Below are 19,375 nucleotides of genomic sequence, written 5' to 3'. Positions count from 1 at the left end.
CTCAGATGAGATATAGCAAAGATATATTCCTTCATGGCGATGTAGACAAGTCCGGGCTCATGGCGCGCAGGCCGATTGCGGCATCGGCTGCAGCCGATAGACCTTGTCGTCGGATTTGGTCTTGCCGTCGGCGGCCTTCGAACACAGGTCGACGATCGCGAGAGCGCTGTTGGGATTGGCCAGCATCATCGTGCCGTCGGCGCCGCGCTTGAGGAAAATCTCTTTCCGCGCGATGTCGCAGGAGAAATCGCTCATCTTCGAGCTCGCCGCGCAGCGCCACTGGTCGGCCTCGCCCTGGCAGGAATAGGTCTGCGTCACCTCAGCCGATTTACGCCGTGTGGTGACGGCAACGGCAATATCGGCACCGTCTGGCCAGTTGGCGGCGTCGCCGCCCGAGGCAAAGGACGCCAGTTCGACCGATCCGCGGAAAACCCGGATCGACTGCGTCAGCTGGTCGGGATGCGAGGCAAGGTGCGATCCGTCATAGTCGCGGCCATAGCAGAACGCCTGGTCCGGCTTCAGCCGCTCGCGCAGCGGCGGACCGAGTGCCGGGTCGATCGGATCGATGCGCGCGAACTCCGCCTTGCAGGTCGCGGCCGGCATCGGGTCGAGGCGGAAATTGTCGTCCTCCGAGCCGAGCGCCTGCCTGTCATACTCAGCCTCGCCAAGTTCGTCTTCCGATCCCGCATCGAGATAAAGATCGGGGGACACACCGGTGACAATCAGGCGGCCATTCTCGTCGAGCTTCAGCGAGGCCATGGTGCGGTCGCAGTCCATGCCGCAACGGATCGGGCCGGACGTGTCATCCTCGGACTCGTGATTGCACCAGCCGCCGGCCCATTCCGGCGCCTTGGCGCCGCGCACGGTGGTGGCGATGAAGCCGTTATAGGACGAGTCGGAACTTGCGGCGGGCTGCTCATTGGGACGGCTCACCGGATCATGACCATAGAGGAAGAAGATCCGCCCCACCTTCTGCTTCGGATGCGCCTTGAGGTGCGCCGCGTCATAGACGCGGCCGAAACAGGCGTCAGTGCCGTCGGGACTGAGTTCGGCGAGCTTGAGCGCATCATCGGCGAAGGCCGAGCCGGCAAACGTGGCAAGCAGCGCCACACCAAACCCGGCGCCGGCAATTGTCTTCCATTCCCCCACCCCGAACGCCATGTGATCTCTCCTCCGCATCGACAGGACGCAACGTCAATTTATGCTAGTATTGTGGCCGCGGCCACGCAATTCGCGGTGGGCCGCCAAGCCGAGGAGGATGCCATGCGCCGGCGCGAAATGTTCCGCGCGGTTCTTGCCGGAACCGGAACGCTTCTTGGCCTGGGGTCGGGGCAGGCAGCCACCATCGAGCCTGCCAGGCAGAAGGTCGCCTATCACTTGAGCGACGTCGAAAAGGTCAACTTCGTGCTCGGCAACATCAAGAACCACTATGATGGTACCGGCGGCGATGTCGACATCGTGCTGGTCGTGCACGGTCCTGCCTTGGCGGCCTTCAAGTCGAAAGGCATATCGGCAGCGATTTCCGGGCGCTTCGCCGGTCTGGTGCGGCAGGGGCTGGAATCCCATGCCTGCGCCAACACCATGCAAGGCATGGATATTACGCTCGCCGACCTGCTCGCCGGTTTCCATGCCGCCGACAAGGGCGGCGTCGTCAAACTCGCCGAACTGCAAGGCCAGGGCTACGCCTATCTGCGCCCGTGAGGCTTGAACACCGGGGCGGCAAGGGCCTACGAAGGACGGGCCGACATCCCGGAGGAAGAACCGTGCCAGCCACAACCACACTCAGCATACCCGATCTTGCCGGCAAGGCGGTGCTGGTCACCGGTGCGTCGACCGGCATCGGCGCGGCGCTCGCGCTGGCTTATGCCGCGCAGAAATGCAAGGTGGCGCTGCATTATAACTCGAGCCGCGACGCCGCCGAAAAGGTCGGCTTGGCGATCGCCGACAAGGGCGGCGAGGTGTTTCTCGTCCAGGGCGATTTCTCCGTTGCCGCCGATGTCGAACGCGTCGTCGAGGACAGCGCGCGGTATTTCGGCCGCCTCGACGGGCTGGTCAACAATGCCGGCGGCATGCTTGGCCGCGTGCCCTATGCCGAGCAGACCGAAGCGCATTACGACGCGGTGATGGATCTCAACGCGCGCTCGGTGCTGACCGCCTCGCGCAAGGCGATCCCATGGCTGAAGAAACAGGGCGGCTTCATCGTCAACACCTCGTCGATCGCCGCGCGCAATGGTGCCGGCGGCGGCGCCGGGCTTTACGGCTCGGCCAAGGCCTTCGTCTCCAATGTGACGCGCGGCATGGCCAAGGAGCTGATCGGCTTCGGCATCCGCGTCAACGCGGTGGCGCCCGGCACCATTCTCACCCCTTTCCACGAGCGCTATTCGACCGACGAGCAGATGAAAGGCATGATCGCCACGATTCCGCAGGGGCGTGCGGGCACGGCGCAGGACTGCGTCGGCGCCTATCTGTTCCTCTCTTCCGATCTTTTGAGCGGCTACATCACCGGCCAGGTGATCGAGGTGAATGGCGGCCAGTTGATGCCTTGAGCGGCTATCTGCATACTGGCGATCTGCATGTTCTTGTCGAAAACCTCAAAGGGAGACAACGGAATGTACGGACTGATCGGCAAGATGCGGGCGGCGCGCGGCCAGCGTGACGCGGTCATCGAACTTCTGCGCGCCAGCACCGGCGCCCTGCCGGGTTGTCTGAGCTACATCATCGCCCGCGACCCCGCGGATGCCGATGCGATCTGGGTGACCGAAGTGTGGATCGACGCCGAAAGCCATAAGACGTCGCTGCAGCTTCCGGAAGTCCAGGCGACGATCGCCAAGGCGCGGCCGTTCATCGCCGGCTTTGAATTCCAGGTCGAAACCCACCCAGTCGGCGGCTTCGGCCTGGTTGACGGCAAGACCGGCTGACCAGGACAGACGGCGCCATGCCAACGGAGCCAACTGCGATGCAGACCGTGAACATTCACAATGCAAAGGCCAATCTTTCACGTCTCGTTGACCAGGCCGCCAAAGGTGAGCCGTTCATCATCGCCAAGGCGGGCAAACCATTGGTCAAAGTCGTGCCGATCGACCAGCCTGCATCGGCGCAGGCACGACGGATCGGTTTTATGGCCGGCCAGCTTTCCGTCCCCGACGATTTCGATCGCATGGGCGACGGAGAGGTCGAGCAACTGTTCGGCACCAACGCGTGAAACTATCACTCGACACCCACTTGCTGTCGCTCGGGCAATCGTGGAAGACGTCCTTTTGCTGAGGACGGACTATGGTCGCTGCAATCGGCACGATTTCTGATCGTGCTGCTGGTCGGCCCGAGCGTCGCACGCCTGGTGGCGAGAAGCGTCAGGCATTAGTCAAAGCCGCCGCCCCAGAAACTCAAAACCGATCGGTCGAATCCGTTAGCAGTGCCGCTCAGCAACAGCCCATGACAGCCTGGGCCGATGCGGAGAAAAATACTTGACTCCTATACTCATATTTGAGAACGCGGGAACGCAATCAAGCATGAGACGGTGGAGACGGGTTGATGCGAACAAGGCCGATGACATGGCGCCAGGGGATCTCATTGTTGGGCGGCGCGGCAATGCTCGGCCAGTCCGGCGCCGCGCATGCCCAGGACGGCGAAACGGCCACCATGCTCGGCAAGATCGAGGTCACCGCGCAGAGCAACGAGATCCTGAAGCAGGATGGCTACGTCGCCAAGAAGGACCGCATCGGCACCAAGACCGACACGCCGCTCGCCAGGATTCCGCAGGCCGTTTCGGTCGTTACGCAGAAGCAGATCGAAGACCAGAAGCCGCGCACGCTGAACGAAACGCTCGGCTACACGGCTAGCGCCAATCCCAACAGCTTCGGCTTCGACACCCGCTACGACGCGTTTTTCCTGCGCGGCTTCCAGGCCTTCTATAATGGCATGTTCCGCGACGGGCTGCGCCAGTACAACGGCCCCTCGGCCTGGTTCAGGACCGAGCCCTACGGCATCGAGGGCGTCACCATCCTGAAAGGCCCGGCATCGTCGCTTTACGGCGTCAGCGGCCCGGGCGGCATCGTCAATGTCGTCACCAAGCGCCCCAAGGATGAGCCGTTCCGCGAGATCGAACTGCTTGCCGGCGAGCACAACCGGTTTCAGGCAGCCCTTGACGCTTCCGGACCCGTGAACGAGGATGGCAGCATCCTCTATCGCTTCACCAGCCTCGGCCGCAAAAGCGATACCGAATTGTCGGGCTATCCCGACGACAAGATCTACCTGGCGCCGGCCGTCACCTTCAAGCCGGACGAGGACACCAAGCTCACCATTCTTGGGGAATATTCGAAATCGGTCACCGGTGGCACGGCGGCCTTCTACAATTCAGGCTATGGCGTGCTGTCCAACCTCTATGAGGGCGATCCGGCCTGGAACGATTTTGCCCAGAGCCAGGGCCGCATCGGCTACGAGTTCGAGCATCGTTTCAACGACCTGCTGACGGTGCGCCAGAACCTGCGCTACAACGCCGTCGACAGCGACATCGAGTACAGCGGCCACTATCCGGACGGCGCCGACTTGAGGCGCTACTGGGGCCACTACACCGAGACCATGAAGAACTTCGTCGTCGACAACATGGCGCAGTTCGAGTTCGACACGGGACCGGTCAAGCACACCGCCGTCGGCGGCATCGACTACGCCTGGTCGGACTATGATGCCGCCAGCGGCCTGTCCTATATCTCTGTCGATGACATCAAGGCGATGCCGGTTCCCCACTCCGGCGGACAGCAGATGAACCAGCTCGGCGTCTACCTGCACGACCAGATGGAGTGGAACGACTTCACCCTGTTCACCAGCGGCCGCTACGACTGGGTCGACACCACCTCCACAGCGGCCGACGACAGCACGTCGAAGCAGAAGGACAGCGCCTTTTCAGGCCGTCTCGGCCTGTCCTACCAGACCGAATGGGGCATCACGCCCTATGTCAACTATTCGACCTCGTTCTCACCCAACATCGGCTTCGTCTATGACGACGTTGCCAGCCCTGTCGGCCGCGTCGCCCGCCCGACCATCGCGACGCAGAAGGAGATCGGCGTCAAATACGAGATCCCGAACTACAATGCGACCGTCAGCGCCGCGCTGTTCGACATCGACCAGAAGGACGGTGTCGTCTTCGATGCCTCGACCGGCATCAACAAGCAGCGCCAGCTCGACCTGAATTCGCGCGGTATCGAACTGGAAGCCAGTGCCTCGCTCGACAATGGCTTCAGCTTCATCGCTTCCTATACGTATCTTCGCGTGAGGATCGAGCAGGGCGCCGAAGGAACCGATGGCAAGGAGCTATCAGCGACGCCGAACCACATCTTGTCGCTGTGGGGCCACTATCAGTTCGAGAACGGCACGCTGGAAGGGCTGGGGCTCGGCACGGGCGTGCGCTTCGCCGGTTCGAGCTATGGCGACGACACCAACACGTTCAAGAACAGCGCCCGCGCCTTCGTCGACGCCTCGCTCTCCTATGATTTCGGCAACCGCAATCCGAAGCTCGAAGGCGTCAAGCTGCAGGTCAACGCCAAGAACCTGTTCGACAGCCAGAAGACCATCTGCTCCGCCGGCTATTGCTACCGCGACGAAGGCCGCTCGCTGTTCGCCAGCCTGCGCTACCGCTTCTGACGGAGAGCCTAGCCCGCCCTCGGATGATGGCAGGCGACGAAGTGGTTCTTGTCGACGAGCGAAAGTACCGGACGCTCGTGGCGGCAGACCGAAGTCGCCGCCACGCAACGCGTATGGAAACGGCAGCCTGACGGCGGGTCGAGCGGGCTCGGCAGATCACCCTTGAGCATGATCCGCTGGCCTGGCCGGTTGTCGACGTCGGGTACCGGCACCGCCGAGCGAAGCGCTATGGTGTAGTGATGCCGCGGCGCTGAAAAGACAGCGTCGACGGGCCCTGTTTCGACGATCGAACCCATATACATGACCGCCACCCGCGACGAGAACTGCCTGACCACCGAGAGGTCGTGGGCGATGAACACATAGGTCAGGTTGAATTCGTCACGCAGGTCGCAAAGCAGGTTGATGATCTGCGCCTGGATCGACACGTCCAGCGCCGACACCGGCTCATCGGCAACGATCAGCCGCGGCCGCAGCGCCAAGGCGCGTGCGATGCCGATCCGCTGGCGCTGTCCGCCCGAGAATTCATGCGGGAAACGCTGGGCATGCTCGGGAAGCAGTTCGACGCGGACCAGCAATTCCTCGACGCGATCCGCCATTTCCGATCGCGACAGTCTTTCATGCACGCGGAAAGGGTCCGCCAGCAGGTCGCCGACGCGGCGGCGCGGGTTGAGCGAAGCGGCGGGATCCTGAAACACCATCTGCATCTGGCGCCGTATCGGCCGAAGCTGCCGCTGCGAGGCTCTGGTGATATCGAGGCCTTCGAATTCCAGTGACCCGGAGGTGATTTCCGTGAGACGGACGAGGCAGCGCCCCAGTGTCGATTTTCCGCAGCCCGACTCGCCGACGATACCAAGCGTCTCGCCCGGGAAGATGTCGAGCGAGATCTGCTCCACGGCATGGACGATCCGCCGTTGAAAGGGCGGGCGCCCGACCGGATAGTGTTTCGACAGATCGCTGGTCCGCACCAGCGGTTTCGGCCTGGTTTCGCTCATGCCGGCACGGCCCTGCCAGCCAGCGTCCGGCGCAGATCCTGGCGGCCGTCCTGCGGAAGAAAGCAAGCCGACCGATGCCCGCCCGCTCCACCGAGCGCAGGCTGGGCGGCACAGGCTTCATGGCGGAATGTGCAACGCGGCCCGAAAGCGCAGCCCTGCGGCATCTGGCTCAGTTTCGGCGGGCTGCCGGGAATGGCCGTCAGCCGTGCGGGCCGCGGACCGTGCATCGGCGGGATCGACCCGAAAAGCCCCCACGCGTAGGGGTGAAGCGGCTCGCGGAAAAGCTGCCCCTTGCCGCCCTCCTCGACAACGCGCCCGGCATACATCACCAGCACGCGGTCGGCGACTTCGGCGACCACGCCGAGGTCATGGGTGACCAGGATGACGGCGGATCCGAACTCATTGCGCAATCGGCCGATCAGTTCCAGGATCTGCGCCTGCACCGTCACGTCGAGCGCCGTCGTCGGCTCATCGGCGATCAGCAATGCCGGATTGCATGACAGCGCCATCGCGATCACGGCGCGCTGACGCATGCCGCCTGACAGCTGGTGGGGGTAGCGGTCGACGGCGCTGTCGGGGCTCGGCAATCCAACCGCGTCGAGCAAGTCCACCGCCCGCTTGCGCGCGGCGGCGCGCGACACCCGCTCATGCGCGCGGATCTGCTCGATGATCTGGTCGCCGATCGTATGTACCGGCGTCAGCGCCGTCATCGGATCCTGGAAGATCATCCCGATCTGCCGGCCGCGAATGGCGTCGAGGGCCCGGCGCTTGAGCCCAAGCAACTCCTGGCCGAGAAAACGCACCGACCCGGTGACGACGGCGTTGGGACTGCTGATCAAGCCCAGAATGGCGAGCAAGGTCTGGCTCTTGCCCGAACCGCTTTCACCGACGACGCCTAGGATCTCGCGCTGCGCGAGCGAGAACGAGACGCCGCTGACGGCAGGCACCGCACCGCCCTCGGTGCGGAACGAGACGCACAGATTCTCGACGACCAGCAGCGGCTTGTCAGTGGGCATCTCTAACCCTCGGATCGATGAAGACAAAGACAACGTCGACAATGAAATTGGCCATCACCACGAAGAACGAGGCGTAGATGACCGTCGCCAGGATCATCGGCAGATCGAGCGTCTGCAAGGCCCCGTAGGTGAGCTTGCCGACCCCTTGCAGGCCGAACACCACCTCCGTCAGCAAGGCGCCGCCGCCGACCAAGGCGCCAAAATCGAGCCCGAACATGGTGACGAAGGCGACGAGCGAGGTTCTTAAGCCGTGATGCAGCAGCACCCGCCGCTCGCCGATGCCCTTGGCGCGCGCGGTGCGGATGAAATCCTCCTGCATGGTCTCGATGATCGAGGCCCGCAGCACGCGGCCGTAAAGTCCGATATAAAGCGTGGCGAGCGTGAACCAGGGAATGACAAGCGCCTTGAACCAGCCCCAGGGATCCTCGGTGAAGGGGATATAGCCGAGCGGCGGCACCCACGAGAACAGCCAGCTGTCATGCCAGCGGCTCTGCGTGACCAGATTGGCGACCTCGCCCAGCCAGAAGACCGGTATCGACACGCCGATCAGGCTGAGGATCATCAGCGTCCGGTCGAGCCACGTGCCGCGCGTCGCGCCGGCGACAACGCCGACGATCAGCCCGCCGAGAACCCAGAAGACGGCGGCGCCAAGCACCAGCGACAGAGTGATCGGGATCGCCTCGAGCACCGTTGGAACGACCTTCTGCCCGCGATTGACGAAGGAGGTGAGATCGCGGCTGATGAACAGCCGCTTCATCATCAGCGCGTATTGTACGGGCAGCGGCCTGTCGAGGCCGAAATCGTGCCGCACTTGGACCAGCGTCTCCTGCGATGCGTTGCGCCCAGCGATGCGCGCCGACGGATCGGCGCCCGGGGTAGCGAAAAAGATCAAGAAGGCGACGACGCTGATGCCGAACATCACCAGCACCATTTGGCCGAGCCTGGAAATGAGCGCCGTCAGCATCAGACGACCCTGATCGACGACTTCGGGTCGAGCGCATCGCGCACACCATCGCCCAATATGTTCAGCGCCAGCACCGTGATGACGATCGCCAGTCCCGGCGCCAGGGCGACGATCGGGCGTGAATAGAGAAGCCCCTGCCCGTCCTGGATGATGGTACCCCAGCTCGCATCGGGCGGCTGCACGCCGATGGACAGGAAGGAAAGCGAGGATTCCGTCATCATGTTCAGCGCCAGGATGAGCGGCACGAAAACGATGACCCGGGTGATCACATTGGGGAGGATATCATAGAGCAGGATACGCCACGGCGACGCGCCAATGCCGATCGCGGCCGTGACGAACTCGGCCTGCATCAACGACAGGACATGACCGCGGATGGGCCTGGCGACGTAAGGCACATAGACGATGCCGATGATGAAGGTCGGCAGCCAGAGACTGCCGGAGCGGATTTCGATCGGGCCGATGGTGATGCTTTGCGTGATCAGGACGATCGACAGCGAAATCGCCAGCAGGAAGATGGGAAACGCCCATAGCACGTCGAGAATGCGCGACAGCAAGGTGTCGACAAGACCGCCGAAAAAGCCGGAGACGACGCCGAGCAATGTCGCCAGGCCAAGGCATATCAGCGCCGCGGCGCCGGCAATCAGCAGCGAATTGCGACCGCCGTAAAGCAGGCGCGCTGCGACGTCACGACCCTGATTGTCGGCGCCCAGCATATAGGGTCCGAAATCCCAGGTCGGGCCAAGCGGCGTGAATCCGAGGCCAAGGCCCTCGGTCGAAGGCTCCAGCACCTGCCGGATCTGGCCGTCTATGACGATCTCGCCATTGAGGTTGGTGGCGAAAGGATCGCTCTGCGCCACATGGCGGGCATAAAGCGGGGCTGCCAGCGAAGCGGCGGTGATCAGCACCAGCACGCCGAACGCCATGATGGCAGCCCGGTCGGCCCTGAGCTTGCGCCACGCCGTCCGCCATGGCCCCTCGGCGCCCCGGCGGCTCCGAACCAGCGCTTGCCCACCACTCGAATTGTCCATGATGGGTATGAATTTCAGATCGGCGGGAAAAGCAACCGCGGCGGAGGATTGCGCATCGTTCCGCCGCGGATCGGACTTGGCCTGATCACTCAACCCCCGGTCACTCGACCCATGACTGGCTCATGATCCAGTAGAATTGCGGGCTGAAGACGAAATTCTTCAGCCGCGGCGAGATCAGGTCGACGCGCTTCGGCGTGAACAGCACGGCCACCGGCGCTGCGTCGGTGACCGCCTTGTCGACGGCGGTCCACAGTTGCGCGCCCTTGGCAGGATCGGCGATCGTGGCGGTCTGAGCCTCGCCCATCTTCTGGTCGATCGACTTGTCGCAGAAGCCGGAAATGTTGACCGAGGCGTCCGAGCCGGGTGTGAACGAGGCACAGCTGAACAGCACCTGCAGGAAATCCGATGGCGCGGGATAGTCCTGGAACCACTGCGAGACGGAAATCTGCACCTTGTTGTTGGTGTTCTGGATATAGGTGAACTGGATGTTCTGCGAGATCGGCTTGATCGAGGTCTTGTAGCCCAGCCCGTTCAGCACATCCTGCAGATACACGCCGATCGACTTCGACACTTCGGTGTCCTCGGTGATGATCGTCACCTCCTGTCCAGCCGTGCCAGAGGCGGCGACCAGCGCTTTGGCTTTCTCCAGGTCAGGCGCCGACCACTTTTCGCCGGGATTGGCCGTGAACGGGCAATAAGGAGCGTAGGACGGGAAATCCGGCGGCAGGATCTGGCAGGAAGGCTGCGCCAGATTGCTGCCGCCGAACAGCTTGACGATGGCCGACCGGTCGATGGCGTAGTTGACCGCCTGCCGCACGCGGATGTCGTTGAACGGCGCGAGATTGGTATTCATCGGCGCATACCACATCGCCGTCAGCGGATGCACGGACACCTGCTTGGCGTATTTCGTGCCCAGTTCCGCCAACCGGTCCGCCGGCGGCGGATCGAACATCCAGTCGGCCTGGCCATTCTCCACGGCGGTGACCGCCGCCTCGTCGGTGAGACCGAAGCCATAGTCTATCTCGTCGGGATAGCCTGCCGGCTGCGCCTCCTTGCTCCATTCCTTGAAATGCGGGTTGCGCACCATCTTGAGCAGGCTGTTGGGATCGTAGGTGGCGATCATGTAGGGCCCGGTGCCGGGAATGGGCGCGGTCCCCGAATCCTTGAGAGGCGCCTCGGCGGGCAGGATCGCGGCGTGCGGGATCGAGATCTTCTGCAGGAAGTCCGGATCGGGCGCCACCAGATTGAAGGTGACGGTGCTTGCCGCCTCATCGGCGACGACGCCGCCGTCGAGCCTGCAGGTCGCCGGCGTCTTGAGACATGTGTCGACGCCGACGATGCCATTGTAGAGCGTACCCGTCGTGGGACCGCTGATCTTGAACATGCGCTGGAACGACGCCACGACATCGGCCGTCGTCAGGTCCGATCCGTCGGCGAACTTGATGCCCTTGCGCAGCTTGAAGACGTATTTCTTGCCGCCGTCTTCCGGCTTGGGCAAGCTCTCGGCCAGGTCCGCCACCACCTCGAAACCGGTCTTGTCGCCGGTCTTGCGGAAGGTCACCAGCCCATCATAGAGGACGTAGTTGATCTGGAAATATTGCAGCGTGTAGTTGATTTGCGGATCGATCGTGCCGGCAGCGGCGTTGGCGAGAAGCTTCAGCGTCCCGCCAGCCTTGCCTTCTTGCGCGGCCGCACCTGTCACGGGCGCCATCAGCATCAGGCCAGCCAGGCCGACACCGGCCATCATTGCGCTAAAAACATTCCGGGACCGCATCGTCTTGCTCCTCTGGGGAAGTGGGTGATTGCAAACCACGATGTGCGCCGTGGCACACGCCGGACCGCGATCCATTGTACACAGCGTATGGCGCACGAAACCCGCCGGGATAGCTGTGAATTAAGATAGTTTTGTCCCTCCAGACGCGTCGCGGACAACAAGCCGTGATCGTGCTGTGCTCATTTGTTGAGCATTTTACGAACATGCCTGTTTGACAAACATTGGCTGGCGAGTAAGCTTTTGCTCATGCAAGGCGTGTCCGGCGATTTCGAGAGCGAATTTCACACAGGCATGGGAATCGACGCCGCGATGGCGGCGGCGATGCGCGTGCTTGCGCCCGCAGGTTTTACCTCGCTGATTTATGACTATACGCCGGTCCCGGTCAGTCATGAAGGCGAGTTGATCACGCCTTCGCTGATGGCCCTCGCCAACGTGCCGTCCGACATGCAGGACCTGTGGTGCAAGGGTGGTTACTATCAGCTCGATCCGGTGCAGGAGGCGGCACTCGCGGTGTCACGACCATTTCTGTGGTCGCATAAGGGCTCGCAGAGCCCGGTCATGCGACGCATTCTGCAACGCAAGCATGACCCGGTGATAGGCTATCTGCTGGACACCAAGATGACATGCGGCGTGACGGTGCCGATCCGCTTCGACGGCGGCGATCTCGCCACCTTCACCGCCATCCGCCTCGATCCGGAGCCGAATTTCGAAGCCGAGGCACAAGGGATGCTGCCCGGCATTGGCGACCTCGGTCACCTGTTCCACGATTGCGTCTATGCCGGTTTCGATCAGCGCACCCGGACAAGTCAGTATTTCCACCTGACGTCACGGGAACGCCAGTGTCTGAGCCTCGCCGCTTGCGGGTTGACGGCCAAGCAGATCGCCCATGAAATCTGCCGCAGCGTGCCGACCGCGACGCTGCATCTCAACGCCGCCAGCCGCAAACTCGGCGCCCGCAACCGCTTCCACGCCATCGCTTTGGCGGCCCACTACCGGTTGCTCGGGCCGATCAGCCAGGACCAGGACCTGTCCCGCCGGCGCCATCAAAACTAACGTTATTGCTAGCTGGTCGCTTGCCGGTCCGCCTCTGTACCCTTTGCCGCGAACACCGTCGGAGACCGTTGATGAGCGGCCGCCGATGAGCCAGCCAGGCGGAGGGACACGATGGACGACCTTGCAATATCGGAAGGGTTCAGCGCCCACGGGCCATACAGGACCTGGTACCGCGTGACGGGAGACCTGGGGTCGGGCAGGCTGCCGCTGGTCGTTGCCCATGGTGGACCCGGCTGCACCCACGACTATGTCGACAGCTTCAAGGACATTGCCGGCTTCGGCCGCGCGGTGGTCCACTACGACCAGATCGGCAACGGACGATCCACCCATCTGCCGCACAAGTGCGGCGACTTCTGGACGGTCGAATTCTTCCTTGGCGAACTGGATGCGCTGCTCGCCCATCTCGGCATCCAGCAGCGTTACGCCCTGCTCGGGCAATCCTGGGGCGGCATGCTCGGCGCCGAGCATGCGGTGCGCCGGCCAGCGGGCCTCAAGGCACTGGTGCTCGCCAACTCGCTCGCCTCGATGAAGCTGTGGGTCGAAGGCGCGGGGCAACTGCGCGCGCAGCTGCCGGCAGCAGTGAGACAGGCGCTCGATCGCCACGAAGCGGACGGGACGACGGACCATCCTGATTACCTCGCGGCGACGCAGGCGTTCTACGACCGGCACGTCTGCCGCGTCGTGCCTTGGCCGGTCGAGGTGGCGCGTACCTTTGCCGCCATCGACGCCGATCCCACCGTCTATCACACGATGAACGGCCCCAATGAATTCCACGTTGTTGGCACCATGCGCGACTGGTCGATCATCGACCGCCTGCCGCTGATCGAAGCGCCGACACTGGCCTTTCGCGGCCTTTTCGATGAAGCCACGGCCGCCTGTGTCCAGCCCTTCCTCGACCACATTCCCACGGTCGAAGGCCATGTCTTCCCACTCTCGAGCCACATGCCGCATGTCGAGGAAAGGCAGGATTGCATCGCGGTCACCGAGGCGTTTCTGGCCCGCCATGACTGACCGCCGCTTCGCGCGGTAGCGAACGTCGACAGGAGATCGACGGTTACTCGCCGTCGCCCTCGCTGTGCGCGTCCCGGCGCCAGTAGGCCGTGACCAGGTGTTGGTCGCGCGACAGGTTCCATTGCTTGCGCACGATCTTGCGGATCTCCCGGAAATCGCCGAATTCGCATCCGGCCCAGACATAAAGGCCGTCGGCAAGCGCGATGTGACTGCGCTCCCGCAAGGCGGCCGGCAACAGGCCGGCGGTGCCGGCTTCACGGCCATGCCGGTAAAGCCAGGTGATGTCGATATTTTCCCCTTGCGCCAGCGCGATCCGGTCATCCGGGCCATCGACCTCGATGAGTACCTCGGCGCGGGTTGACGGCGGCAGATGCTCGAGGATCCTGGCCATGGCGGGCAATGCGGTGTCGTCGCCGAGCAGAAGCAGGGTCCGCGCCACCGGGGTGTCGCCGCCGCCGGGTCCGATCATACCGATGACGTCTCCCGTCCGTGCGTTTTGCGCGAAGGTGGCGGCGGGCGTGTTCTGGCCAGGGTGCAGGACGAAATCGACATCGAGCCAGCCGTGTGCGGCATCCACCGCCCGGATCGTGTAGACCCGCACGGTAAGGACATCGTCGCCCGAGGGCCAGACAAGCAGCCCGTCGGCACCCATCGACGGCCAGACCGGCCGTCGCCCATGCGGCGGCAACAGCAACCGCATGTGCAGGCCGCCATGGGTGAACCGGCCGAGATCCTTGCCGGCGAAGCGCAGGCGCTGCATATGCGCCGAGATCCGCGTCGACGCCATCACCATGATCTCGCGAAAGAAGACCGGCGTGCCGGCGTCAACGCCGTCGCCTTGCCAGCGCAGCCCGCTGGCCGTGCCAAGATGTTCGGCGACATGGCCGGCGACCGTCATCTTCATGTAGGACAGGCAGGTTTCGTCCATTGCCGCGACACGGATCAGCATGCCGTCATCCTCGAGCGTGGCGATCAGCGACCCATAATGCAGGCGAAGCTCCCATCGGTCGGCGACGCCGGTGTCGATCTCGAATTCGCCGTGTTCGGCACGCAGCCTGTCCATCGCCGACCTGATCGCCTCGTCGCGGATACGGGTTTGCGCGCTCAGTTGGTCCATCACTCAAGTCCTTCGAAACGGTTCGGGACAAGACGCCACGCGGCGCCATCGCCGCCACCGCCATGCCACAGCCGCTCCGGTGTTTCCACAGAAACATGATTAGAATAGTCATATTTTTCTGGACGGCGCTCTACGAGCCGCTTGCCGCCGCCGCAAGCCGTTCAGGAAGGAAATCGACGAACACGCGCACCTTCAGCGACAAATGGCGATGGAGGGCCACAGCATCCTGAACTGGACACGGCCAAGTCGGATGTGCTCATTCGTCCGCGCCCGAGGTGTGTTGAGATTCAGGCCGAGCCGTCTTTCGCAGGCCGGCTGAATATCAACGCACGTCAGTCCAGCCTGTGCATCAGGTCTTCATCCAGCCAGCGGCCGAAGAAATAGACCAGTTGCTTGTGCCACCACGGCCAGTCATGGCTGACATCGCCGCCCCAATAATCGACCCAGGCGGGAATGGATTTGTCGCGCAGGATCTGTTCCAGCTTGCGTGTTTCGACCAGCATCCGCTCTTCCCAGGCGCCCTGCCCGCAGCAGAAGATCAGCCGCAACGCCTTCAGGCGGGCAAGCAGCTTGGGGTCGACGATGCCGGGCAGATAGTCGAGCGGCGAATTGTAGAAGATGTCGCCTTCCAACGCCTTGCCGAAGAAGTCGCGGGCCGAATAGACGCCCGAGAGCGCAATGACGCCGCTGGCCAGTTCGGGAAAGCGGAAGACGAAGTTCGACGAGTGGTAGCCGCCCATCGAACAGCCCGAAAACAGCGGCTTCAGCTTGCGTCCGCCATTGGCTTGCTCGGCTGCCGACAGGAATTCCGGCAGCGCCTCCTCGCGCACATAGCGGAAATAGGCCTCGTGGCGGGCGATGCGGTGCGCGGCGTCCGCATGCTTGTCGAAGAAGGATTCCGAATCGACGCCATCGACCGTGAACAGCTGGATGCGGCCGGTGTCGATGAACTCGGCCAGTGCAGCCACCCCGCCGGAATCCTCGAACTGGTAGAACCGTCCCTGCGAGGTCGGGAACACCACCACCGGCCGGCCGGCGTGGCCGTAGCGCTTGTACTCCATGTCGCGGCCGAGCTTGCCCGAGGAACTCTTGTGATAGGAGATGTCCATCGCCTCACACCTTTTCCGCGTGGATATAGGCGACCGCCTCGCGCAGCGCTGCTTCGTCCTTCGAGCGCATCTGGTAGGCGTAATTTCCCATGGCGCGGCTGAAAACCTCTTCGATGGCCTGATGATGGACGATCTTGTCGCCATGGGCGGCTAACACGTCCTCATGGCTGTGCAAATAGTGGAGGCGTCGCTTGCGGCTGGCGTAGGCGGTGAAATACTTGCCCTCATAGGGACCGCCGGCGGCATCCCTGACCACCATGTCGGCCCATGCCGCATAGACGTCGATGTCGAAGGTGTAGTTGATGGCATCGGTCATCCAGGCGCCGGGCGGGCGCATGTTGACCTCCAGCGCGATGACCCGGTCGTCCTTGGTCTCGAACAACTCGATATGGAAGAAGCGCTCGCGCACGTCGAATGCCTTCAGGATCTTGCGGCCGGCCTCCTCGACCGCCGGGCTGATCCTGGGAAAACAAAGGTAGCTCATGTGGCGATCCTTGTTGACCACCTCCATGACGCTCTGGTCGTAACGATGGCTCGCCGCCAGCACCACCTCGCCGTCGCGATTGACCAGCCCGTCGAAGGTCACCACCAGCCCCTCGATGAACTGCTCCATGACGAACGTCACGTCCTCGGGCTTGTCCCTGAAGAACTGGTCGAGCTCCTTGGCGTTGGAGATCTTGAAGGTGTTCGAGGCGCCCGAGCCGCTGTCTGGCTTGACCACCACCGGGTAGCCGACGCGGCGGATAAAGGTCATGGCCCCAGCGCGGTCGGAGCATTTGCGCTGCGCGATGGTGTCGACACCGCTCTTGCGGAAGAAGGCGCGCATGCGGCTCTTGCGCTTCAAATTCTTCACGAAATCGAGCTTGGTGCCATAGATGTTGAAGTCGGTGCGGATGTTGGCTTCGAGTTCCAGCCAGTGTTCGTTGAGCGATTCGAAACGATCGATCCGGCCCCATTTGTGTATGAAATACCCCATCGCCCGGAACACCGGATCGTAGTCCTCCATGTCGGCGACACGGTAATATTCCGAAAGCGCCGCCTTCAGCTTGGCGTCGAGCGCGTCATAGGGTGCGTCGCCGATGCCGAGCACCCTGGCTCCGGCCTTCTTCAAACGGTCGCAGAAATCCACGCCATTGGCGGGAAAATGCGGCGAGAAGAACACGAAATTCATGGACGACTCCCTCCCGGCGACAGGACATCGCAACCCTGTCGACGCCCAAGTCTGGCGCATTTGCCGCGCCTGGGGAAGAGCACGTGCGGTAGGGATAATATCCAGCAGATCCGGCCAGCAATGCCAGGGCAACGAACTCGGGTTAACGGGTTCCTTCGCCGGCGCGTTGGCTGACGGAGCGTCAAATGAAAAACCCGCCTGTGCGGCGGGTCACTGGCGCAAATCAGCACCATGGACGAACATGTACCATAGCTGAGGTCACGGAATCAAGAAAAAATTCCTATCGTGAAAAGCTGCCGGCACAAAAACTGCCAACACCGCCGAACTGGCTGTCGTCAGGTCTTTTGTTAGCCTGAGTTCGGAGCCCTACCCGCCATGGGCCCCACTTGCCTCCCACAAGCCGCTCCTATATGAGATCAGCCATGAGCACGCGCGCCACCAACGCTTCCCGTCCGACCGGTTTTTCCGGCGAGACCGTGCGCGCGCTGACTTCGACCCTGCTTCTTCTCGGCCTTATCGGCGATCGCCGGGTTCGCTGAAGGAGCGCCCGGCGGTCGAACCGCCGCGCAAGCGCATGCTCCTTGGCAATCACATCAAGCGAACGAAATTCTGGTAAAGGCGCCGCTCGCCATCAATCCACCCGAGGGTGGATCCATGAGCCGCCGGGAGAAAAGACGATGAACGCACGAGAAGAGATCCGCTCCGATGCCGAGATAGCTGGCAAGGGTGTGGAAAGAAGCATCCAGAACAGGGGCATGCCTGACGCGGCCCGCAAATATCAGCCCTATCCGACCGTCGGCCTCACCGACCGCACCTGGCCCTCGAAGGTCATCGACAAGGCGCCGATCTGGTGTTCGGTCGACCTGCGCGACGGCAACCAGGCGCTGATCGACCCGATGGGCCACGAGCGCAAGGCGCGCATGTTCGGCCTGCTGCTCGACATGGGCTTCAAGGAGATCGAGATCGGTTTCCCCTCGGCCTCGCAGACCGATTTCGATTTTGCCCGCTGGTGCATCGAGCAGGGCAACGTGCCCGCCGACGTCTCGCTGCAGGTGCTGGTTCAGTGCCGGCCGGAGCTGATCACCCGCACCTTCGAGGCGCTCAAGGGCGCCACCAACCCGATCGTGCATTTCTACAATTCGACCAGCGAATTGCAGCGCCGCGTCGTCTTCGAAAAGGACGTCGGCGGCATCAAGCGCATCGCCACCGATGCGGCCAAGATGATCACCGACATGGCGGCCAAGGCCGGCGGCGGCTTTCGCTTCGAGTATTCGCCGGAGAGTTTTACCGGCACCGAGCTCGAAGTGGCGCTGGAGATCTGCAACGCCGTCACCGAGATCGTCAGGCCGACGCCGGACAACAAGCTGATCGTCAACCTGCCGTCGACGGTCGAGATGTCGACACCCAACATCTATGCCGACCGCATCGAATGGATGTGCCGCAACCTCGACAACAGGGAGAACCTGCTGGTCTCGCTGCATCCGCACAATGACCGCGGCACCGGCATCGCCACCACCGAACTCGGCCTGATGGCCGGCGCCGACCGCGTCGAGGGCACGCTGTTCGGCAATGGCGAGCGCACCGGCAATGTCGACATCGTCACGCTGGCGCTCAACATGTACACGCAAGGTGTCGATCCCGGGATCGACTGCTCCGACATCAACCGGATGAAGGACGTCTACGAGTATTCGAACCAGTTGAAGATCCCCGAGCGGCACCCCTATGTCGGCGAACTCGTCTACACCGCATTTTCCGGCTCGCATCAGGATGCCATCAACAAGGGCATGAAGGCGCTGAAGAAGGCCAATACGAGCCTGTGGGAAGTGCCGTATCTGCCGATCGATCCGGCTGATGTCGGGCGCAGCTACGAAGCCATCATCCGCATCAACTCGCAGTCCGGCAAGGGCGGCATCGCCTATGTGCTGCAGGCCGATTACGGCCTCAACCTGCCGCGCAATCTGCAGATCGAATTCAGCCAGGAAATCCAGGCGATCACCGATGCCGAGGGCAAGGAAGTGCCGGTAAGGCGCATCTACGAGCGCTTTCTCGATACTTATGTCGATCAGCCTGCCGCGCGGCTGAAATTCCTCGACCACCACACCTATCCCAGCACCGAAATCAAGGGCCGGCGCATTGTCGAGGCGGTCATCCTCGACAATGGCAAGGAAGTGACGATATCGGGCACCGGCACCGGTCCGATCGACGGCTTCGTCGATGCGCTGTCGCGCCATCTCGGCGTCGAGATGTCGGTGCTCGACTATTCCGAGCACTCGTTGCAGCGCGGCTCGAACGCGTCGGCCATTTCCTATGTCGAGATGGAATATCCTGACGGCAAGCTGTTCGGCGCCGGCATCAACACCAACATCGTCGCTGCCTCGCTGGAAGCGGTGATGTCTGCCGCCAACCGGATCGTTGGCAAAAAAGCCGGCTGACGCACGACCAGAGCGAAGATCGGGACTGCCGCAACCTGGTGATCGGTTCCGATCTTTCGGGACATTAACCA

At 62.9% G+C, this 19,375-nt stretch carries 18 protein-coding genes; 9 read left to right on the top strand and 9 right to left on the bottom strand.

Annotated elements, in window-relative coordinates:
- Positions 1 to 57: 57 nt before the first annotated feature.
- The gene (locus NKH02_RS20160; protein WP_352880945.1) at positions 58 to 1,161 is read right to left on the bottom strand and encodes a hypothetical protein; all 1,104 of its coding nucleotides are present in this window, start codon (positions 1,159 to 1,161) and stop codon (positions 58 to 60) included.
- A 102-nt stretch (positions 1,162 to 1,263) separates the two neighbouring features.
- On the opposite strand from NKH02_RS20160, the gene NKH02_RS20155 reads away from it, so the two are divergent.
- From NKH02_RS20155 to NKH02_RS20130, 6 genes are all read left to right on the top strand, one after another.
- Entirely contained in the window at positions 1,264 to 1,701 is a 438-nt protein-coding gene (locus NKH02_RS20155; protein WP_352880943.1) for a DsrE family protein, read from the top strand.
- A 62-nt stretch (positions 1,702 to 1,763) separates the two neighbouring features.
- A complete protein-coding gene (locus tag NKH02_RS20150; RefSeq protein WP_352865986.1) occupies positions 1,764 to 2,546 on the top strand; it encodes an SDR family NAD(P)-dependent oxidoreductase in 783 nt (260 codons plus the stop codon).
- Between the two features lie 63 nt (positions 2,547 to 2,609).
- Positions 2,610 to 2,918, top strand: coding sequence for a putative quinol monooxygenase (locus tag NKH02_RS20145; protein WP_352880941.1), 309 nt, complete (start codon positions 2,610 to 2,612; stop codon positions 2,916 to 2,918).
- Positions 2,919 to 2,956: 38 nt separating this feature from the next.
- Positions 2,957 to 3,202: a type II toxin-antitoxin system Phd/YefM family antitoxin gene (locus tag NKH02_RS20140; protein ID WP_352865982.1), complete on the top strand. Its 246-nt coding sequence runs from the start codon at positions 2,957 to 2,959 to the stop codon at positions 3,200 to 3,202.
- Positions 3,203 to 3,273: 71 nt separating this feature from the next.
- The gene (locus NKH02_RS20135; protein ID WP_352880939.1) at positions 3,274 to 3,468 is read left to right on the top strand and encodes a hypothetical protein; all 195 of its coding nucleotides are present in this window, start codon (positions 3,274 to 3,276) and stop codon (positions 3,466 to 3,468) included.
- Positions 3,469 to 3,531: 63 nt separating this feature from the next.
- Entirely contained in the window at positions 3,532 to 5,637 is a 2,106-nt protein-coding gene (locus tag NKH02_RS20130) for a TonB-dependent siderophore receptor (RefSeq protein ID WP_352880937.1), read from the top strand.
- Between the two features lie 8 nt (positions 5,638 to 5,645).
- Here the strand turns inward: NKH02_RS20130 and NKH02_RS20125 are convergent, their stop codons facing one another.
- The 5 genes from NKH02_RS20125 to NKH02_RS20105 all read right to left on the bottom strand — a co-directional run bounded on the left by NKH02_RS20125 (position 5,646) and on the right by NKH02_RS20105 (position 11,411).
- Positions 5,646 to 6,629: an ABC transporter ATP-binding protein gene (locus NKH02_RS20125; RefSeq protein ID WP_352880935.1), complete on the bottom strand. Its 984-nt coding sequence runs from the start codon at positions 6,627 to 6,629 to the stop codon at positions 5,646 to 5,648.
- Positions 6,626 to 7,645, bottom strand: a complete 1,020-nt coding sequence (locus NKH02_RS20120) for an ABC transporter ATP-binding protein (RefSeq protein ID WP_352880933.1) — start codon at positions 7,643 to 7,645, stop codon at positions 6,626 to 6,628. Before NKH02_RS20120 ends, NKH02_RS20125 begins: the two co-directional genes overlap by 4 nt.
- Complete coding sequence (locus tag NKH02_RS20115; protein WP_352880931.1) at positions 7,635 to 8,609, bottom strand: ABC transporter permease; 975 nt, start codon at positions 8,607 to 8,609, stop codon at positions 7,635 to 7,637. Before NKH02_RS20115 ends, NKH02_RS20120 begins: the two co-directional genes overlap by 11 nt.
- The gene (locus tag NKH02_RS20110) at positions 8,609 to 9,637 is read right to left on the bottom strand and encodes an ABC transporter permease (RefSeq protein WP_352880964.1); all 1,029 of its coding nucleotides are present in this window, start codon (positions 9,635 to 9,637) and stop codon (positions 8,609 to 8,611) included. Before NKH02_RS20110 ends, NKH02_RS20115 begins: the two co-directional genes overlap by 1 nt.
- Positions 9,638 to 9,737: 100 nt before the next feature.
- Complete coding sequence (locus tag NKH02_RS20105) at positions 9,738 to 11,411, bottom strand: ABC transporter substrate-binding protein (protein WP_352880929.1); 1,674 nt, start codon at positions 11,409 to 11,411, stop codon at positions 9,738 to 9,740.
- Between the two features lie 291 nt (positions 11,412 to 11,702).
- Between NKH02_RS20105 and NKH02_RS20100 the strand changes: the two genes are divergently transcribed.
- Together NKH02_RS20100 and NKH02_RS20095 are read left to right on the top strand one after the other, a co-directional pair.
- Positions 11,703 to 12,464 carry a helix-turn-helix transcriptional regulator gene (locus NKH02_RS20100; RefSeq protein ID WP_352865966.1) on the top strand — a complete coding sequence of 254 codons (762 nt, stop codon included), beginning with the start codon at positions 11,703 to 11,705 and terminating at the stop codon, positions 12,462 to 12,464.
- A 111-nt stretch (positions 12,465 to 12,575) separates the two neighbouring features.
- Complete coding sequence (locus NKH02_RS20095) at positions 12,576 to 13,475, top strand: proline iminopeptidase-family hydrolase (protein WP_352880928.1); 900 nt, start codon at positions 12,576 to 12,578, stop codon at positions 13,473 to 13,475.
- A 43-nt stretch (positions 13,476 to 13,518) separates the two neighbouring features.
- Here NKH02_RS20095 and NKH02_RS20090 read toward each other — a convergent pair whose 3' ends face one another.
- The 3 genes from NKH02_RS20090 to NKH02_RS20080 all read right to left on the bottom strand — a co-directional run bounded on the left by NKH02_RS20090 (position 13,519) and on the right by NKH02_RS20080 (position 16,872).
- Positions 13,519 to 14,592, bottom strand: coding sequence for a siderophore-interacting protein (locus tag NKH02_RS20090; RefSeq protein ID WP_352865963.1), 1,074 nt, complete (start codon positions 14,590 to 14,592; stop codon positions 13,519 to 13,521).
- A 332-nt stretch (positions 14,593 to 14,924) separates the two neighbouring features.
- Entirely contained in the window at positions 14,925 to 15,701 is a 777-nt protein-coding gene (locus NKH02_RS20085; RefSeq protein WP_352865962.1) for an esterase family protein, read from the bottom strand.
- A 4-nt stretch (positions 15,702 to 15,705) separates the two neighbouring features.
- Entirely contained in the window at positions 15,706 to 16,872 is a 1,167-nt protein-coding gene (locus NKH02_RS20080) for an ATP-grasp domain-containing protein (protein ID WP_352865960.1), read from the bottom strand.
- A gap of 677 nt (positions 16,873 to 17,549) precedes the next feature.
- Here NKH02_RS20080 and leuA point away from each other — a divergent pair.
- Positions 17,550 to 19,304 carry a 2-isopropylmalate synthase gene (gene leuA, locus NKH02_RS20075; protein ID WP_502910977.1) on the top strand — a complete coding sequence of 585 codons (1,755 nt, stop codon included), beginning with the start codon at positions 17,550 to 17,552 and terminating at the stop codon, positions 19,302 to 19,304.
- The last annotated feature ends 71 nt before the right edge of the window (positions 19,305 to 19,375 follow it).

The organism is Mesorhizobium sp. M1396 (assembly GCF_040317725.1).
Lineage (GTDB): Bacteria > Pseudomonadota > Alphaproteobacteria > Rhizobiales > Rhizobiaceae > Mesorhizobium.
This window is presented reverse-complemented; position numbering and strand designations above follow the sequence as displayed.